This window comes from Nocardia sp. NBC_01009 (assembly GCF_045208035.1).
Lineage (GTDB): Bacteria > Actinomycetota > Actinomycetes > Mycobacteriales > Mycobacteriaceae > Nocardia.
This window is the reverse complement of sequence record NZ_CP108695.1, coordinates 1233937-1248989: the sequence shown is the minus strand read 5'-3', so window position 1 is coordinate 1248989 and position 15053 is coordinate 1233937. Positions and strand designations below refer to the sequence as shown.

At 67.8% G+C, this 15053-nt stretch carries 14 protein-coding genes; 9 read left to right on the top strand and 5 right to left on the bottom strand.

Annotated features, from left to right (window positions below; genetic code table 11):
* Positions 1-156: 156 nt before the first annotated feature.
* Together OHA42_RS05600 and serS are read right to left on the bottom strand one after the other, a co-directional pair.
* Positions 157-2019, bottom strand: coding sequence for a putative bifunctional diguanylate cyclase/phosphodiesterase (locus OHA42_RS05600; protein WP_406235128.1), 1863 nt, complete (start codon positions 2017-2019; stop codon positions 157-159).
* A 99-nt stretch (positions 2020-2118) separates the two neighbouring features.
* Positions 2119-3381, bottom strand: coding sequence for a serine--tRNA ligase (gene serS / locus OHA42_RS05595; RefSeq protein WP_406235126.1), 1263 nt, complete (start codon positions 3379-3381; stop codon positions 2119-2121).
* Between the two features lie 160 nt (positions 3382-3541).
* Between serS and OHA42_RS05590 the strand changes: the two genes are divergently transcribed.
* The 6 genes from OHA42_RS05590 to OHA42_RS05565 all read left to right on the top strand — a co-directional run bounded on the left by OHA42_RS05590 (position 3542) and on the right by OHA42_RS05565 (position 9345).
* Positions 3542-5248: an aldehyde dehydrogenase family protein gene (locus tag OHA42_RS05590; RefSeq protein WP_406235124.1), complete on the top strand. Its 1707-nt coding sequence runs from the start codon at positions 3542-3544 to the stop codon at positions 5246-5248.
* Positions 5249-5343: 95 nt separating this feature from the next.
* Positions 5344-6480, top strand: a complete 1137-nt coding sequence (locus OHA42_RS05585; RefSeq protein ID WP_406235122.1) for a septum formation family protein — start codon at positions 5344-5346, stop codon at positions 6478-6480.
* A gap of 16 nt (positions 6481-6496) precedes the next feature.
* Positions 6497-6847 (top strand): metallopeptidase family protein, encoded by a 351-nt coding sequence (locus OHA42_RS05580; RefSeq protein WP_406239107.1) that lies wholly within the window; start codon positions 6497-6499, stop codon positions 6845-6847.
* A 155-nt stretch (positions 6848-7002) separates the two neighbouring features.
* The gene (locus OHA42_RS05575) at positions 7003-7323 is read left to right on the top strand and encodes a PE family protein (protein ID WP_406235120.1); all 321 of its coding nucleotides are present in this window, start codon (positions 7003-7005) and stop codon (positions 7321-7323) included.
* 43 nt (positions 7324-7366) lie between these two features.
* Positions 7367-8518 carry a PPE domain-containing protein gene (locus OHA42_RS05570; protein ID WP_406235118.1) on the top strand — a complete coding sequence of 384 codons (1152 nt, stop codon included), beginning with the start codon at positions 7367-7369 and terminating at the stop codon, positions 8516-8518.
* A complete protein-coding gene (locus tag OHA42_RS05565; RefSeq protein ID WP_406235117.1) occupies positions 8515-9345 on the top strand; it encodes an ESX secretion-associated protein EspG in 831 nt (276 codons plus the stop codon). Before OHA42_RS05570 ends, OHA42_RS05565 begins: the two co-directional genes overlap by 4 nt.
* Before the next feature lie 5 nt (positions 9346-9350).
* On the opposite strand, the gene OHA42_RS05560 is transcribed toward OHA42_RS05565, so the two are convergent.
* The 3 genes from OHA42_RS05560 to OHA42_RS05550 form a co-directional block, all read right to left on the bottom strand.
* Positions 9351-10016: a histidine phosphatase family protein gene (locus OHA42_RS05560; RefSeq protein ID WP_406235116.1), complete on the bottom strand. Its 666-nt coding sequence runs from the start codon at positions 10014-10016 to the stop codon at positions 9351-9353.
* Positions 10013-10927, bottom strand: coding sequence for a prephenate dehydratase (pheA, locus tag OHA42_RS05555; RefSeq protein ID WP_406235115.1), 915 nt, complete (start codon positions 10925-10927; stop codon positions 10013-10015). The genes OHA42_RS05560 and pheA overlap by 4 nt, the downstream gene beginning before the upstream one ends.
* 196 nt (positions 10928-11123) lie before the next feature.
* Positions 11124-11552: a hypothetical protein gene (locus OHA42_RS05550; RefSeq protein WP_406235113.1), complete on the bottom strand. Its 429-nt coding sequence runs from the start codon at positions 11550-11552 to the stop codon at positions 11124-11126.
* A 146-nt stretch (positions 11553-11698) separates the two neighbouring features.
* Here OHA42_RS05550 and OHA42_RS05545 point away from each other — a divergent pair, with 146 nt between their 5' ends.
* From OHA42_RS05545 to OHA42_RS05535, 3 genes are all read left to right on the top strand, one after another.
* Positions 11699-12460 (top strand): DUF2470 domain-containing protein, encoded by a 762-nt coding sequence (locus OHA42_RS05545; protein ID WP_406235111.1) that lies wholly within the window; start codon positions 11699-11701, stop codon positions 12458-12460.
* A 46-nt stretch (positions 12461-12506) separates the two neighbouring features.
* A complete protein-coding gene (locus OHA42_RS05540) occupies positions 12507-13301 on the top strand; it encodes a CPBP family intramembrane glutamic endopeptidase (RefSeq protein ID WP_406235109.1) in 795 nt (264 codons plus the stop codon).
* 542 nt (positions 13302-13843) lie between these two features.
* Positions 13844-15052, top strand: coding sequence for an LCP family protein (locus OHA42_RS05535; RefSeq protein ID WP_406235107.1), 1209 nt, complete (start codon positions 13844-13846; stop codon positions 15050-15052).
* Position 15053 lies beyond the last annotated feature (1 nt).

Sequence of the window (15053 nt, the reverse complement as noted above, 5' to 3'; positions counted from 1 at the left end):
CCCCGCCGCAGCCCGTCAAGTGATTTCCACGCCGCAGCCCGTCAAGTGATTTCCACGGCGCAGAAGGAGCCCGGCCGCACGAGACTTCGCGCACCGATACGGCCCACTCCCAAGCTCTTCGACGCGGCAGCTAGCGGCAAGGACGTCGAACGCGGCTCACCCGAGCGGCAGCCAACCGTTGGCAGCGTGCATGTCGCCGTCGCCGATCTCACGGTCCGACGCGCCGGGGCCTACTCGGCCGTTGTGCTCGTTGAGGTCGCTGATCAGGTCGGCGACAGGATGTGAATCGCTGTAGTGGTAGCCCTGTGCGAGGGCGAATCCGAGCTCGGTCAGGACCGCGGCCTGGTATTCGGTTTCCACGCCCTCGGCGATCACCTGTAGGTCCAACGCGCTACTCAGGGCGGCGATGACGCCGAGCAGCGGCGGGGCCGGGGAATCCGAGCGGATCGCGGCGACGAAGGACTGGTCGACCTTGAGGATGTCGCTGGGCAGGGTGGCGAGCCGGCTCAGCGAGGAGTAGCCGGTGCCGAAATCGTCGATGGCGATGCGCACGCCCCGCTCCCGCAGGATGTGCAGATTGCCGATGGCCGTCTGGGATTCGGCGGCGAGTTCGCTCTCGGTGACCTCGAGCACCAGCTGGTCGGCGGGCCAGCCGGTGCTCGCGAGAATGTTCGCAACCCGATCGGCGTAGCCGGTCTCGGCGAGTTCCAGGCCACTGACGTTCACATTCAACGTCAGATCGAGCTGGGCGAAGGTCTCTTGTAGCCGCGCGGCGTCCGCGCAGGCCCTGCGCAACACCAGCTCGTCGAGGTCGGAGATGAGGTCGTATTCTTCGGCGACCCGGATCAGACCCTCGGTGGTGACATCGGGCTGCGCGCTCGACGACCAGCGCAGCAGCGCCTCCACACCGACCGCCTTGCCGCCGCCCTCGGTCAGGCTGACGATCGGCTGGTAGTGCACGTCCAACGCGCCGCGATCGATCGCCTCGCGCAGCTCCACGGCCAGCGGCAGCTGCCGCGAGGACTCGAGTACCGTGCGGTTGCGACCGGCCTGCTTGGCCCGGTACAGGCCGACGTCGGCGCGGCTGACCAGCAGCGAACCCGACTCCCCCGGCTGCCATGACGTGACCCCCGCGGAACACCCGGTGGTCACCGCGGCCCGCAACTGCTCGGTCAGCAGGATCGCGGCCTGCTCAGTGGTATTCGGCAACAGCAATGCGAAAGCGTCGCCGCCGTAGCGGGCCAGCCGCTGATCGGGAGCGAGCAGCTTGGACCAGGTATCGGCAACACGCTGTAGTACCGCGTCACCGGCGCGATGGCCGAGGTGATCGTTGATCTTCTGGAAGCGGTCGAGGTCGACGAGCACCAGCGCTACGCCCTGCCCGCTGCGGGTGGCGTGCTCGATCGCGGTGTTCAGCGCGCGGTCGAAGCCACGCCGATTCAGCAAACCGGTGAGCACATCGATATCGGCTTCGGAGGCCATCCTGGTCAGGACGCCGACGACGACACCCACACCGAAGGTCACGCCTGCCGGAATCAACCCGGACCACCAGGGCAAGCCGGGGACAACGGGCCGCGCGGGCAGCACCCAGAGGCACAACACCATGGCGAACGCGATATGCGCAAGCGCCTGCGACCAGGCGAAGAACAACGCCGCATCACAGGCGACGAAGACATAGAACGAGGCGAGGCCGATCGCGCCGACCGTGTTCGGGAACGAATGCACCGCGACGGTCACCAGGACCGTCGCGATGGCGACGTACCCGTGATGAATGGAATGCGGCAGACGCGGCCCCCACGCGAGCAGCGTGAGTCCCAGCGTCAGCGCAACCGCCGCAGCTGTACCGACCAGCGGTCGATTACCCTCTTCCCCCGGTGCGATGGCAGTAATAATCAGGCCAAGCACACCACCCATGACGTAGAACGCCCCGGTGGTCCGAGCCATGACCATAGCTGTCGCCAGCGCCGATGCCGCCCGCACCCGGGTTCGGGTATCGCCGCGCGCCCCGATTCCTCGCACGGGCAATAGCCTAGAGGTAACGATTCGCACTGGTTGCCACATCCCGTGAATCCGGCATGGCGAACCAGCGGCTACAACCTGTAGGCAATGTGAGCCGGGTTATCTGGTCGGTCGCAATACGTCGGTTCCGACGAACGGAACCAGCGCTGCGGGCACCCGCACCGAACCGTCGGCCTGCTGGTTGTTCTCCAGAATCGCCACGATCCAGCGCGTGGTCGCCAGTGTGCCATTCAAAGTGGCTGCGATCTGCGGCTTTCCGTTTTCGTCCCGGTATCGCACCGACAGCCTGCGCGCCTGGAAGGTGGTGCAGTTCGAGGTCGAAGTGAGCTCACGGTAGGCCTGCTGGGTGGGCACCCACGCCTCGCAATCAAATTTGCGCGCCGCCGAGCTGCCGAGATCGCCTGCCGCGACATCGATGATTCGATAAGGGACCTCGACAGCGGCCAGCATGTCCTGCTCCCACGCCAGCAGCCGCCGATGCTCGGCGTCGGCCTGCTCCGGCGTGGTGTAGACGAACATCTCGACCTTGTCGAACTGGTGCACCCGGATGATGCCGCGGGTGTCCTTGCCGTAGCTGCCCGCCTCCCGACGGAAGCACGACGACCAACCCGCATACCGCTTCGGACCGTCGCTCAGATCGAGGATCTCGCCCGAGTGGTAGCCGGCGAGCGGCACCTCCGAGGTGCCGACCAGATACAGATCATCGTCGGCGAGGTGGTAGACCTCTGCCGAGTGCTGGCCGAGGAACCCGGTACCCGCCATGATCTCCGGCCGGACGAGCACGGGCGGAATCATCATGGTGAAACCGTTGGCGACCGCTCGTTGCGCGGCCAGCTGCAGCAGCCCCATTTGCAACAGCGCGCCGTATCCGGTGAGGAAGTAGAAGCGCGCGCCCGAGACCTTCGCGCCGCGCTCCATGTCGATCAGCCCGAGCGACTCGCCGAGTTCCAGATGGTCCTTCGGCTCGAAATCGAATTCCGTTGGCGTGCCGATGGTCTCCAGGACGATGTAGTCGTCCTCGCCGCCCGCGGGCGCCCCCTCCTGCACGACGTTCGACAGGGTGCGCTGCGCGGCGTCCAGGTCGGCGTCGGCGGCGTGCTGCGCCACCTCGGCCTCCTTGACCTTCACCGACATCTCCTGCGCCTGCGCGAGCAGCGCGGACCGTTCCTCCGGGCTCGCCTTGCCGACCAGCTTGCCCATGGCCTTGTGCTCGGCACGCAGGTTGTCGGCGGTGGCCACCGCCGCACGGCGCGCCGCGTCCGCTTCGAGCAGGGCGTCGACGAGGGCGGGGTCTTCGCCGCGGGCGCGCTGCGAGGCGCGGACCGCGTCAGGGTTGTCCCGCAGGAATCGGAGGTCGATCATGGGTGACCAGCCTAATAGGCGCAGCCGGACGTAGTCCGACCGCAGCCCGCGCCGGGCCGAGCGAAGGCGAGGCAGCCGCCTAGTAGGCGCCGTATTGCTGTTTCACGCCGATATCCCAGGATGTGGGCCATCGGGCCCTGTTCGCGCGCATAGTTGGTTTGTGGGCACAACTTTCGACGAAACAGAAATCGATAGCGCACTGTCCGATCTGACCGCGGGCGAGAAGGCGTGGGCCCAGACTTCGCTGCGCCGTCGTCGCGAACTCCTCGACGAAATCCACACCCGAACCGGACGCTTCGCCGCCGACTGGGTGCGTGCCGCTCGCACCTGGAAGGGGCTCGACGAGGACTCACCGCTGGTCGGTGAGGAATGGATGTCGGGTCCGATGACGCTGCTGCAGGCCACAGCCGCGCTGTCGGCCACGCTGACGGCGCTGGAGCAGGGGCGCAGTCCGCTCGACGGGGTTGCGCTGACCGCGGCGCCAGGAGATCGGGTCGCGGTGCCGATCCTGCCGCTGGATGTCTACGACCGTCTGCTGCTCAGCGGCTTCCGGGGCGAGGTGTGGCTGCGGCCCGGGGTCGACGCCGGCACCGCGCGCCGACGCGCCGGGCTCGCTCAGCTCGACCCGACGGCGACCGCGGGCATCGGCGCGATACTCGGCGCAGGCAACATCACCTCGATTCCGCCGCTGGACGCGTTGTACGAGCTCTACGCGCACAACCGGGTGGTCGCGCTGAAACTGAACCCGATCACCGATCCGCTGTTCACGGTCCTCGAGATGATCTTCGCGCCGCTCATCGAGCTCGGCGTGCTGCGGATTTTGACCGGCGGGGCGGACGCGGGCGGGTATCTGGTGCACCATCCCGACGTGGCGCATGTGCACATGACCGGCAGCGCGCACACCCATGACGCGATCGTCTGGGGGCCCGGACCGGAGGGACAGGAACGCAAATCCGACAAGCGCCCGCTGCTGGACAAGCCGATCACCAGTGAACTCGGCGGCGTCTCGCCGACCATCGTCGTGCCAGGCGAATGGAGCGACGCCGATCTGCGTTTCCAGGCCGAGCACGTCGCGACCCAGCGGCTGCACAACGGCGGCTACAACTGCGTCGCCACCCAAGCCGTAGTGCTGAGCGCAAACTGGCCGCAGAAGGAGAAATTCCTCGCCGAGCTGCGCGCCGCGATCGACAAGGCGCCGCAGCGTCCGGCCTACTACCCGGGCAGCGACAACCGGGTAGCAGACGCAGTTGCGGCGTACCCCGACGCGGACCGGCTCGGGCCGGGCCAGAGTCGGGTGCTGGTCGAGAATCTGCCGCAGACCGAGACCCCGCTGCTGCGCACCGAGTACTTCTCACCGGTGCTGGGCGTGGTCGAACTGCCCTACGGCGGCGGCGAATTCCTGCAGCACGCAGTCGATTTCGCGAACACCGAACTCACCGGAACGCTCGGCGCCAATGTGATCGCGCACCCGAGCACCATCAAACGGCTCGGCGTCGCCTTCGACCGCGCGATCGAACGGCTGCGCTACGGCGCGATCGCGGTCAACGCCTGGACCGGGCTGGCCTTCCTCGCGCCACGGGCCGCGTGGGGCGCCTACCCCGGCCACACCATCGACGACGTGCAGAGCGGAATCGGCGTGGTGCACAACGCTTTCCTGCTCGACGATGTGGAACGGACGGTGGTGAGCGGGCCGTTCCGGCCGGCGCCGCGGTCACTGATGCACGGTGAACTCGCGCTGTCTCCGAAGCCGCCCTGGTTCGTCACGAATGCCACCGCCGCGGCGACCGGGCGCAAACTGACGGAGTTCTACGCGAGCGGCAACCCGGCGCGACTGCCGGGAGTGTTCCTGTCCGCGTTTCGCGGCTGAGATCACGCCGCTACGGCGCTGTCGGCAAGCCAACGCCTGCGCCTGATCGACCAGGTCGTAGCACCGGGGATCAGACGCTGCCATGATGGATCGCGATGTCCTCCGATGATGTGCCTCAGCCCCCGCGGGCGACCGAGCATCCCTCGGGCGCCAAGCCGTCGCGTCTCGGCTCGTTTCCACGGTCGCTGGATGACGCCCGCCCGTTGCTCACGGGTAGCAACCTGCACCTGTCCGCGCCGACCCTGCGCTGGGGGCTGCTCGCCGTCGCGGCGGGCGCCGTCATCGCGGCCATGGTCACGCTGTTCGTGACCGGGTTCGACAACGAAACGGGGCTGGAGGCGCACACTCCCGGGTCGCCGGTCGACACCGTGCTGGACAAGGAGTTCGGCACCGCAGCCAGAGGCGACTGCCTCAGCTGGACCAAGCCGGACCGCGGCGACCTGGTGAAGGTGGCGTGCTCGAACAGGCATCTGTTCGAGGTCGCCGCCGACATCGACATGAGCAAGTACCCGGGCAAAGAATTCGGCGCCGGCTCGCGGTTCCCGGACTCGCTGCGACTGACCGAGCTCAAGGAAGAGCATTGCGTCCCCGCAGTGCAGCAGTACATGAGCGGGCACTTCGATCCGCGCGGACGCTATGTCGTCGGGCTGATGTACCCGAGCCCCGACGGGTGGAAACACGGTGATCGGACGCTGCGCTGCGGGTTGCAGTTCTCCGGAAGTACCGGCACCCCACTGCCGTCGACGGGCAGCGCCGCTGAACACGATCAGTCGAAGGTGTTCGAGGCGGGGATCTGCCTCGGCATCAACCAGAACCTGCCGACCGATCCGGTGGACTGCAGGCAGGCACACGCCGTCGAGATCGTGTCCACCATCGACCTCGCAGCTCGGTTCCCCGGTGGGCCGCCCGCCAAGGAGGAGCAGGACCGGTTCGTCGAGGAGGAGTGCGCCCGCTCCGCTACCGACTATCTGGGGTCGCCCGACCAGGTGCGCAACAAGACGCTGACGCTGTTCTTCGACTATGTCGATGCCCGCAGCTGGCTGGCCGGCAGTCGCAAGCTGGATTGCATGATCGGCAAAGGCACCGACCGGGAAGGCTTCGCCCCGATCACCGGCTCGGCGAAGGGCGAGATCTTGATCAACGGCCAGGCGCCGGTGCCACCGCCGAACTCGGGCCGCCGGACGCCTGCGCCGCTGCCGGGTGCGGCGCCGCTGCCGCCGCAGCCGCGTTAGGCAGGCCGCCCGTCCGATGTCGGTCACCATGTCCGAGGACCGGTTCGAAGAACTGGTCGGCGATGCGCTCGATCTCATTCCGCCGGAGCTGGCCAGTGCCATCGATAATGTGGTCGTGCTTATCGAGGCTCGCAATTCGGAAGACTCGCGGCTGCTCGGTCTCTATCACGGGATCGCACTCACCGAACGCGATAGCCAATACGGCGGAGCGCTGCCCGACACTGTCACGATCTACCGCGACGCGATCCTCGAAATCTGCGACGATGAGAGACAAGTCGTCGAAGAAGTGGCGATCACTGTGATCCATGAGATTGCACACTATTTCGGGATTGACGAAGACCGGTTGCATCAGTTGGGATGGGGCTAGTCTTTTACGCAGCTGTGGGACCGGAGCGCAGCTGTCAAGGCACGAAAGAAAATTGGGGATTCGATGGAACCGATTGCCTGGCTGTCGCGTCCTATCACTCGTAGGGGGAATTCTCGTGGTTCCGCCCAGTAGCCGCCACTAGAAGGAGTCGAGTCATGTTTGGTGTAGACATCACACCCGAAGCCGTCCTGGCCGCAGCACTAGAGCTGGATCTGGTTGCCGACCGGCTGGCCGCCGCGCACGTAGTGAGCGCCGCGGCGACCCATGTCCTCCCGTCGGGGGTCGACGAGGTGTCGCTGCTGGCAGCCAATCACTTCAACCGCGGCGCAGTGACCCACGACCAGGCGGTTGCCCAGGCAGTCCTCGAGCTGCATCACGCTGCCGCCACGCTGCGCATGCAGCTCGCCACGCACGTCGGTGAGGACATCCTCCGCGCGAGCGTGATCAAGGCCACCGAGATGACCCTCGGCCAGTAGGCCCGCGGACAGCTCTGATTACGGAAAAAGGGGAGAAACAAGCATGACCGCAGGTATGACCGGGGTGTTCTGGATGCCCCGCCTGGCAGAAGGAAACTCCATCGCGCTCAACGCGGGCGCACACGGCGTCCCGATCTCGGCGGCCGCCGCCGCGTGGGGCGGGCTGACCGGCGCGTGGATCGACGCCACCACGACCGCCGTCCGGGTGATGGCCGAGTTGGGCATCGGCATGCAGGGTGTCAACGGTGTCGCCGCGCTCAGCAGGCTCGCCGGCTTCACCGGATGGGCCGAGCAGCAGAGCGTCATGGCGGCCACCTTGGGCGCAAAGGCCGTCGCGAACGCGACCGCGTACACCGTCGCGTCGATAGCGATGCCGAGCATCCCGGAGATCGCGGCCGTCGACAGCGCCCGGGTCGCGGCCGCCTCCACCGGCGGCGTCCTGAACGGCAGCTCCGAGATCGCGGAGGCAGCCAAGGCCGCCTTGGATCTGCGCGCCGCGCTGACCATGGAGACCTACGAAGCGGCCACCACCGCGACAGTGGCGACCCCCGGCGAGTTCGTGCCGCCGCCGGCGATCGCCAACGGCGCCGGAACCGCGGACCCGAGCTCGGCCGAGGCCGCGTTCCAGGGTGATCCGGTGTCGTCCGCGATCGCCGCGGCAGTCGGGTTCGTGAACAACCCGGCCGTGGCGAGCGCCGCGACACAGGCAGCGAATGTCATCGGCTCGGTGGCGAGCTCGGGTGTCAGCACGGTCGGCACCCTCGGCGCCAATGCGATCTCGGCCGTCACCAGCGCGACGCCGTCGATGGGCGGTATGGCCGCTGCGCCGATGTCGATGATGGGCGTCGGCACCGCGGTCTCCGCGGCTGCTGCGGCAACCCGCTCGGCGGCATCCGCCCCGGGCGCGAACCCCAACGCATCGCTCAAGCTTCCCGAAGGCTGGGGTGCGGGCGCCGCGGTCGGCATGCCTGCCACGGCCGCGGTCGCCGAGTCCGTCAACGTGCGTTTCGATGCCGCGCCGGTTCGTCCGGCGGCGCCCTCGGGCAGCCCGTTGCTCGGCAACCGGGTGCAAGACAGCGAAGACGACGAGACCGAGCACAAGTCGGCCGACTACCTGCGCACCGATCACTTCAACGACGGTCGCTACATGGCCGACGGCGTCATCGGCGCGGACACCGCCGGGACGGCTAAGTGACGGTGCTGGGTGCGGGCCACGGCGGGTCGATGCTCGCGGCGGTTGTGTTGTCGCTCGACGAGATGCAGTTTCTCATGGAGAAGCTGGAGATCGACGAGCTGCCCATCGTGCTCCAGGCGATGGGACGCTACGACAACGTGACCGATCACGATGCGGCGATGGCCGTGGCTGCTCAGTCGCTCACTGATCGGGAACTCCTGATCGGTGACTCGGTTCACCACGAGCTCGAAGACCGGCTGCGGGCGCTGTACCGACCCCACTGGGTGGTCGCGATACGGCTGTTCGTGGAAGGCAATGCGAGTCGCATGTGCCTGGCGAAGGGCGACGACTTCGTTGCCGTCGCCCTTCGCGGGCCGCACTCCTATGTCATCGACCAGGTCGAGGACGACCTGGCCGGACCGGTGATCACCGCGCTCGGGCCTGCCGAGCCGCTCGAGCTGACGGGCATGCGCGCCGAGACCGAACAGCTCGTCCCGATCTTCGACGACACCGGCGACGCCAAGGCGACTGCCGCCCGGCTCGCCAGGGTGGGACATCCCGCCACTGACGCGCAGGCCATCGCCTCGGCGATGGTGGAGATCCATTCGCACACCGAGATCGTGGGCGTGATCTACGGCGACGGCACCAAGGACTACGCCGAGAACCACATCGCCGTGTTCGACACCCGGGGCGGTCGATTCATCGCCACTGCAAGCGTTTCCGACGACGGCACCAAGTGGACGTCGCTGAGCAGCGGAACCACGGGGCGGTTGCGGACCGCACTGCAGGATTTGATCAGTGCGTTGCCCGAACGCGAGGACTTCCCGAGCAACCGGGCATTGACCTGAGGCGGCTAACCCATCGGGTCGTCGGCGGTCGGTGCCACCTCGTAGCCGAACGGCGGTGTGAAACGGCCCCAGCGGAGGCATTCCCAGCCACCGACGGCACGGGGCACCAATTCGATGGTCTCGGTGTTGTCGAGATGGTTGTTGGTGGTGAACGGTGGCGCTACCCCGCTGAGGGTCCGTGAGACCAGTCGCATGGCGGCGCCGTGATTGACCAGCAGCACGTCGCCGTCGGCGGCGTCGGACGCCAGGTAGGTCGTCCGGAGCGTCTCGATTACCGGCAGAAAGCGGGCGAGCACGTCGTACCCGGACTCGCCACCGGGCACTCGCTGCGTGAGATCACCTTCGTGCCAGGCCCGGTACACCCGTTGGAAGGTCTCGTGCGCCTCCTGGGTTGCCAAGCCCTCCAGGTCGCCGACCTGCACCTCGTGCACGCCGTCGAGCACTTCGGCGGGCACGCCGGTCGCCGCCTCGATGTAGCCCGCGGTCTGTCTGGCGCGCAGCGCCGTCGAACAGAACACCGCACGCGGCTCCATCAGCAGACTCGAACCGAACGTCTTCGCTTGCGCCGCACCACGTTCGGTGAGTGGCAGGCCAGGGACTTTGGTGTCGAGGATCTTGGCGACATTGCCTTCGGTCTCACCGTGCCGGACCAGAATCAGCTTTCCGCTCATAGATCCGCCACCCCCTTTCGTAGCTGGGTCAGCCATTCTGCGGCCGCCTCATCCGACGGCGGCGGGGTCCCCGTCGCCGATGTCGCGGCCCACGAACCGAGGAACCTGATCCGCGCGGTGCGGTGCAGCGCCTTGAGCGCCTCCGCCACCGCCGCGTCATCGATGTGCCCGACGCAGTCGAGATAGAAGCGATAGGTGCCGAGGCCCGTCCGGGTGGGGCGTGATTCGATTCTGGTCAGATCGATACCGCGAGTGGCGAATTCGGCAAACGCGCGCATCAGCGAACCCGGCTCGTTGGACAGTTCCAGCACGATCGACGTGCGATCCGTGCCGGTCGCGCGCGGCGCCACGCGAGGCTTGGTGACCAGGACGAACCGGGTGATCGCGTGTTCATGGTCGGCCACGCCCGAAGCCACTGCCATCAGCCCGAGGCGCTCACCCGCCAGTGCGGTGGAGACCGCGGCGTCGGCATGACCGGCAGCCACGTCCTCGGCGGCGGCAGCGTTCGATGCCGAGGTGTACGGCTGCGCGTTCGGCAGGTTGCGCGAGACCCACATGCGCACCTGCGCCGCAGCAACCGGATAGGCGGCCAGTGTCCGCACATCGGCGAGCCGGGTGCCCGATCTGGCGAGAATTGTGAAGGTCACTTCCAGCTCGGTCTCGGCGACGATCTGCAGTCGCGGGCCGATCGCGAGCGAATCCAAGGTCGCCGAGATGGATCCTTCGACGGAGCTCTCGATCGGCACAACCGCACCGTCGACGTCACCGGACCGAATGAGGTCCAGCGCGGCCCCTTGGCTCGGCGCGGCGACCCGCTCGACCGGCCCGTCGAAGGCCTCCGAGGATTCGAGCTTGGCAAGGGCCATCTCGGTGAAGGTTCCGGACGGACCGAAGTACGCGATTCGCGGCACGATTACGACAGTACTTGCGGTTGCCGGTGTGCTGGAAAAATTCGGCGCACTGGGAAGTTCTGTTCACCTGACACTCCCCTGCCGTGCGGCGTCCGTCGCCGATGGTAGGAGCGCTACCGCCACACCGGCGCGAATCTGCCGTCGGGCTCATCGCCGCACTGTTCGCGAATTACCCTCGCGCTCGCGAAATCTATTGTCACCTGGGCGAATCGGCGACGGCGAGCGGCGCGAGGGAATGAGCCACCTCGTCTGGCGTGTCGGTTTCGATGGCGAGCAGCACGCTGCGAACGGCCTCGATCGCCGGTGGTTTCAGTGCGGTCAGGAAGGCGATGTTCGGGGTGCCGAGGGCGGCGCGAATGTCCTCGCCGCACAGGGCAGCGGCGGTTGCCGCAACGATTGCCAGGGCCCGATCGCCGTGGGCGGTATGGGCGATGAACCCGGTATCCGCGTGTGCGACCTCCGCAAGAAAATCGGCGATCTCCGCATCCGCGACATCCACATCGACGATGCGCGCCGTCGTATCTCCCGGTCCGGATCCGGTGGCACGCACCAGACCCGCGACCAGGCTGCGTCGCGCGGGCGCCGTCAACGAAACCAACACCGGTTCTCCCGATCCATCCGCCATCTCCTCACCGTAGCCATGGCCGGTGGCACGGAAATCTCAGGATCCGGCCGCGGCGAACGCTTGCGGAACGACCGCGCGTGACTTAGCTTAGGTTTACCTAAGCTAACGCAAGCGAAGCCGGGCAACACCGAGTACTGGAGGTCTGCATGCCGAACCCGACCGTCGCACCATCCACCGCCGAGCGGGTTCGCAACGCGTGCGCGCATGCGGAGCAGGCGGTACTCGCGATGCCGGGCATCGATCCGACCTCGGTCTCGGTACATCACCTACGGGAGTGCGGTGATGTGGTGATCGCGGTGCCGACCGCGTCCATGGCCACCGTGCTCGCCGCGAATTCCGGCACTGCCGGCGCTGCGGCGGTATTGGAGCTCACCGATCACTCGCCGCTGACATTGCGGGAGCCGGTGCGGGCACTGGTATGGCTGCGCGGCTGGGTGCGCGCCGTGCCCAATCAGGCGCAACGTGCGCTGGCCTCCGAGGTGGCCAAGGACCATCCGCATCCCGGACTGCTGGATGTCGGATACACCGCGACCCTGCTGCGGGTGGTGATCAACTCTGCGGTGCTGGCCGACTCGACCGGCGCCGAATCCGTCTGCGTCGACGAACTCCGCCACGCCGAGCCCGACCCGTTCTGCGCGCTCGAGTCCGCATGGCTGCAGCACATGGACGCCGACCACGCGGATGTCGTCGCCCAACTCGCCCGCCACCTGCCGCCCCGCCTGCAGCGCGGCTCGGTGCACCCGCTCGCCATCGACCGATATGGCCTCACCCTGCGCATCGAAGGCACCGACGGCGACCACGACTTCCGCTTGCCCTTCAACACCCCTGCCGAAGACATCGAATCCCTGAGCCGCGCCGTCCGCACGCTCGCGGGCTGCCCCTTCCTGAACGGGTTGCGGCGCATCTGAAGTCCGCCGGTGCCGCGCACTCTGCGTTGGCAATAGATTCGTGCGCATGTGCGCTGCTGAATCGGTTCCCACCTGGGACAGGCCCGAGCCGGCGGATCGGGAGCGATTCGCCGTGCGGCTCGAGATCGCGGTCGTTCTGGCCGTCACCTTCGGGCTGAGCGGGCTCAACGCCGCGCTGTCGCTGATCGAGAGCGCGCTCTCACCCGGTGGGGTCGGCGGTCGGACTGTCGCGCTGAATCCGTCGCGCGCGACCCAGTCGACGATCGATCTGCTGTTTCAGCTGCTCGGGGTGTTACGGCTGGCCGGGTGGGCGGCACTGGGCCTATACCTGTTGTGGCGCAGCGGGATCGGACCGCGAGTGATCGGACTCGCGCGGCTGCGGTGGCGTTCGGACGTACTGCCCGGGCTCGCACTCGCGGCCATCATCGGGCTGCCCGGACTCGGCCTGTATCTGACCGCGCACGCGCTCGGCGTCAGCGTCACCATCGTGCCGAGCTCGCTCGGCGACCACTGGTGGCGGCTGTCGGCCCTCATCCTTTCCGCCTGCGCGAACGCGGCGGCCGAGGAGATCCTGGTGGTCGCGTATCTGATCACCAGGCTGCGCAAACTCGGCTGGTCGGAGAACTCGTCGCTGCTGGCCTCGGCGCTGCTGCGCGGCAGCTACCACCTGTATCAAGGCTTGGGCGGCGGCATCGGGAATCTGGTGATGGGCGTGATCTTCGGCCGCTTCTGGCAGCGCACCAATCGCCTGTGGCCGCTGATTCTGGCGCACGCCACAATCGACGCGGTGGCCTACATCGGCTACACGATCTTGCGCGGGCACGTCTCCTGGCTGCCGTAACCAACTTCGGTCTATTCGCGAATTCACTAGGAGCGCCGGATTCGTCCGTCGCTCACCATCGACGCTGGGCACCGGCGACCATGAAGCGCTCGAACACACACTCACGCACGAGCACTCGAACGGACCGACTGCGCCGACCCTGTACCCACCCGACGTCCGGCCGCCGCGAAACCACCCCGCGCGACCCCCGATCAGTAGAGTGCCTAGTGATGAATGGCGACGACCCCCAGCACAACGCACGGACGCGCCGGGTCCCGCCTGGTAGACCCGGTGAACCGCCGACTCCACGTTCGCAGCGGGCCGAGCCGTACCCTCCTGGCCCGCACCGGGCCGAGCCACACCCGCCTAGTCCACACCGGGCCGAGCCACACGCCGCCGGACCGCGCCGAGCCGAGCCACACGCCCCCGGACCGCGCCGAGCCGAGCCACACCCGCCCAGTCCACACCGGGCCGAGCCACACGCCCCCGGACCGCACCGGGCCGAGCCATACACCCCGGGATCGCACCGGCCGGGGCAAGCCCCCGTCGAGCCCACGCGAAAGATGCACCGCGACGGACCGCCGAACTACGCACCACCCCGGGCTTACTCTCAGGTCCCGCCCGACCAGGGAGCCCGGCGCACACCGCCACCGCCCATGGAGAAACCTCGACCGGCACCGACGCACCAGCCGACACAACAACCGGTCCCCTATCACGAGCCCGCGCCACAACAGTCCCAGCGGCCCCGCCAATACCGGACACCGCCCCCGCCGCCGCCCGCCGCGCCGCCATCGCGGCGGGATCGCGAACCCCAACCTCCGCGGCGCCGCCGCAAGCTGCATCTGTTCCGATGGTCTCTCGTGCTGCTCGTGGTGCTCGTGCTCGCCGCGATCGGCGCGGTCATCAAGCTGGACAATTCGCTGAACCGGATCGACGCGCTGGCGAACTACACCGATCGGGTAGGCGACACACCTGGCACCAACTGGCTGCTCGTCGGTTCCGACGGTCGCGCGGGCCTGTCGCCCGAACAGGAGCGGGAGCTGGCCACCGGCGGCGAGGTCGGACCGGAACGCACCGACACCATCATGTTGGTGCACGTCCCGAAATCGGGTCCGACCACAGTGGTCAGCCTGCCGCGCGATTCCTATGTCGGCATCCCCGGCTACGGCAAAGACAAGCTCAATGCCGCCTTCGCGTTCGGTGGCCCGCAACTGCTGGTGCAGACCGTCGAGATCGCGACCGGTCTGCGGATCGACCACTACGCGCAGATCGGCTTCGGCGGCTTCGCAGGCGTCGTCGACACCCTCGGCGGCATCGACGTCTGCGTGCCACAGCCCATCGACGACCCGCTCGCAGGCATCGACCTGCCCGCGGGCTGTCAGCGACTCACCGGCCCGGAGGCCCTCGGCTTCGTGCGCAGCCGCGCGACCGCGCTCGCCGATCTCGACCGAATGAACAACCAGCGGCTGTTCATGGCGGCGCTGTTGAAGAAGGCGACCAGCACCGCCACCCTGGCTAACCCGTTCAAGCTGTGGCCACTCGCCAGCGACACCGCCAAGTCCTTGAAGGTCGACAACGGCGATCACATCTGGAACCTGGGGCAGCTGGGCTGGGCACTGCGCGGCGCCACGGTGGCGACCACCGTCCCGGTCGGCGGCTTCAGCGACACAGACAGCGGAAACGTGCTGCTGTGGGACAAGAACAAGGCAGGCAGGTTTTTCGATGCGCTGGCCAAGGACCAACCCGTACCGGACGACCTGCTGACGAGGTAGC

Coding starts and splice junctions, on each gene's coding strand:
- serS (WP_406235126.1), bottom strand. CDS start 3,381: ATGATCGACCTCCGATTCCTGCGGGACAACCCTGACGCGGTCCGCGCC.
- OHA42_RS05585 (WP_406235122.1), top strand. CDS start 5,344: ATGTCCTCCGATGATGTGCCTCAGCCCCCGCGGGCGACCGAGCATCCC.
- OHA42_RS05580 (WP_406239107.1), top strand. CDS start 6,497: ATGTCGGTCACCATGTCCGAGGACCGGTTCGAAGAACTGGTCGGCGAT.
- OHA42_RS05575 (WP_406235120.1), top strand. CDS start 7,003: ATGTTTGGTGTAGACATCACACCCGAAGCCGTCCTGGCCGCAGCACTA.
- OHA42_RS05570 (WP_406235118.1), top strand. CDS start 7,367: ATGACCGCAGGTATGACCGGGGTGTTCTGGATGCCCCGCCTGGCAGAA.
- OHA42_RS05560 (WP_406235116.1), bottom strand. CDS start 10,016: ATGAGCGGAAAGCTGATTCTGGTCCGGCACGGTGAGACCGAAGGCAAT.
- OHA42_RS05550 (WP_406235113.1), bottom strand. CDS start 11,552: ATGGCGGATGGATCGGGAGAACCGGTGTTGGTTTCGTTGACGGCGCCC.
- OHA42_RS05545 (WP_406235111.1), top strand. CDS start 11,699: ATGCCGAACCCGACCGTCGCACCATCCACCGCCGAGCGGGTTCGCAAC.
- OHA42_RS05540 (WP_406235109.1), top strand. CDS start 12,507: ATGTGCGCTGCTGAATCGGTTCCCACCTGGGACAGGCCCGAGCCGGCG.
- OHA42_RS05535 (WP_406235107.1), top strand. CDS start 13,844: ATGCACCGCGACGGACCGCCGAACTACGCACCACCCCGGGCTTACTCT.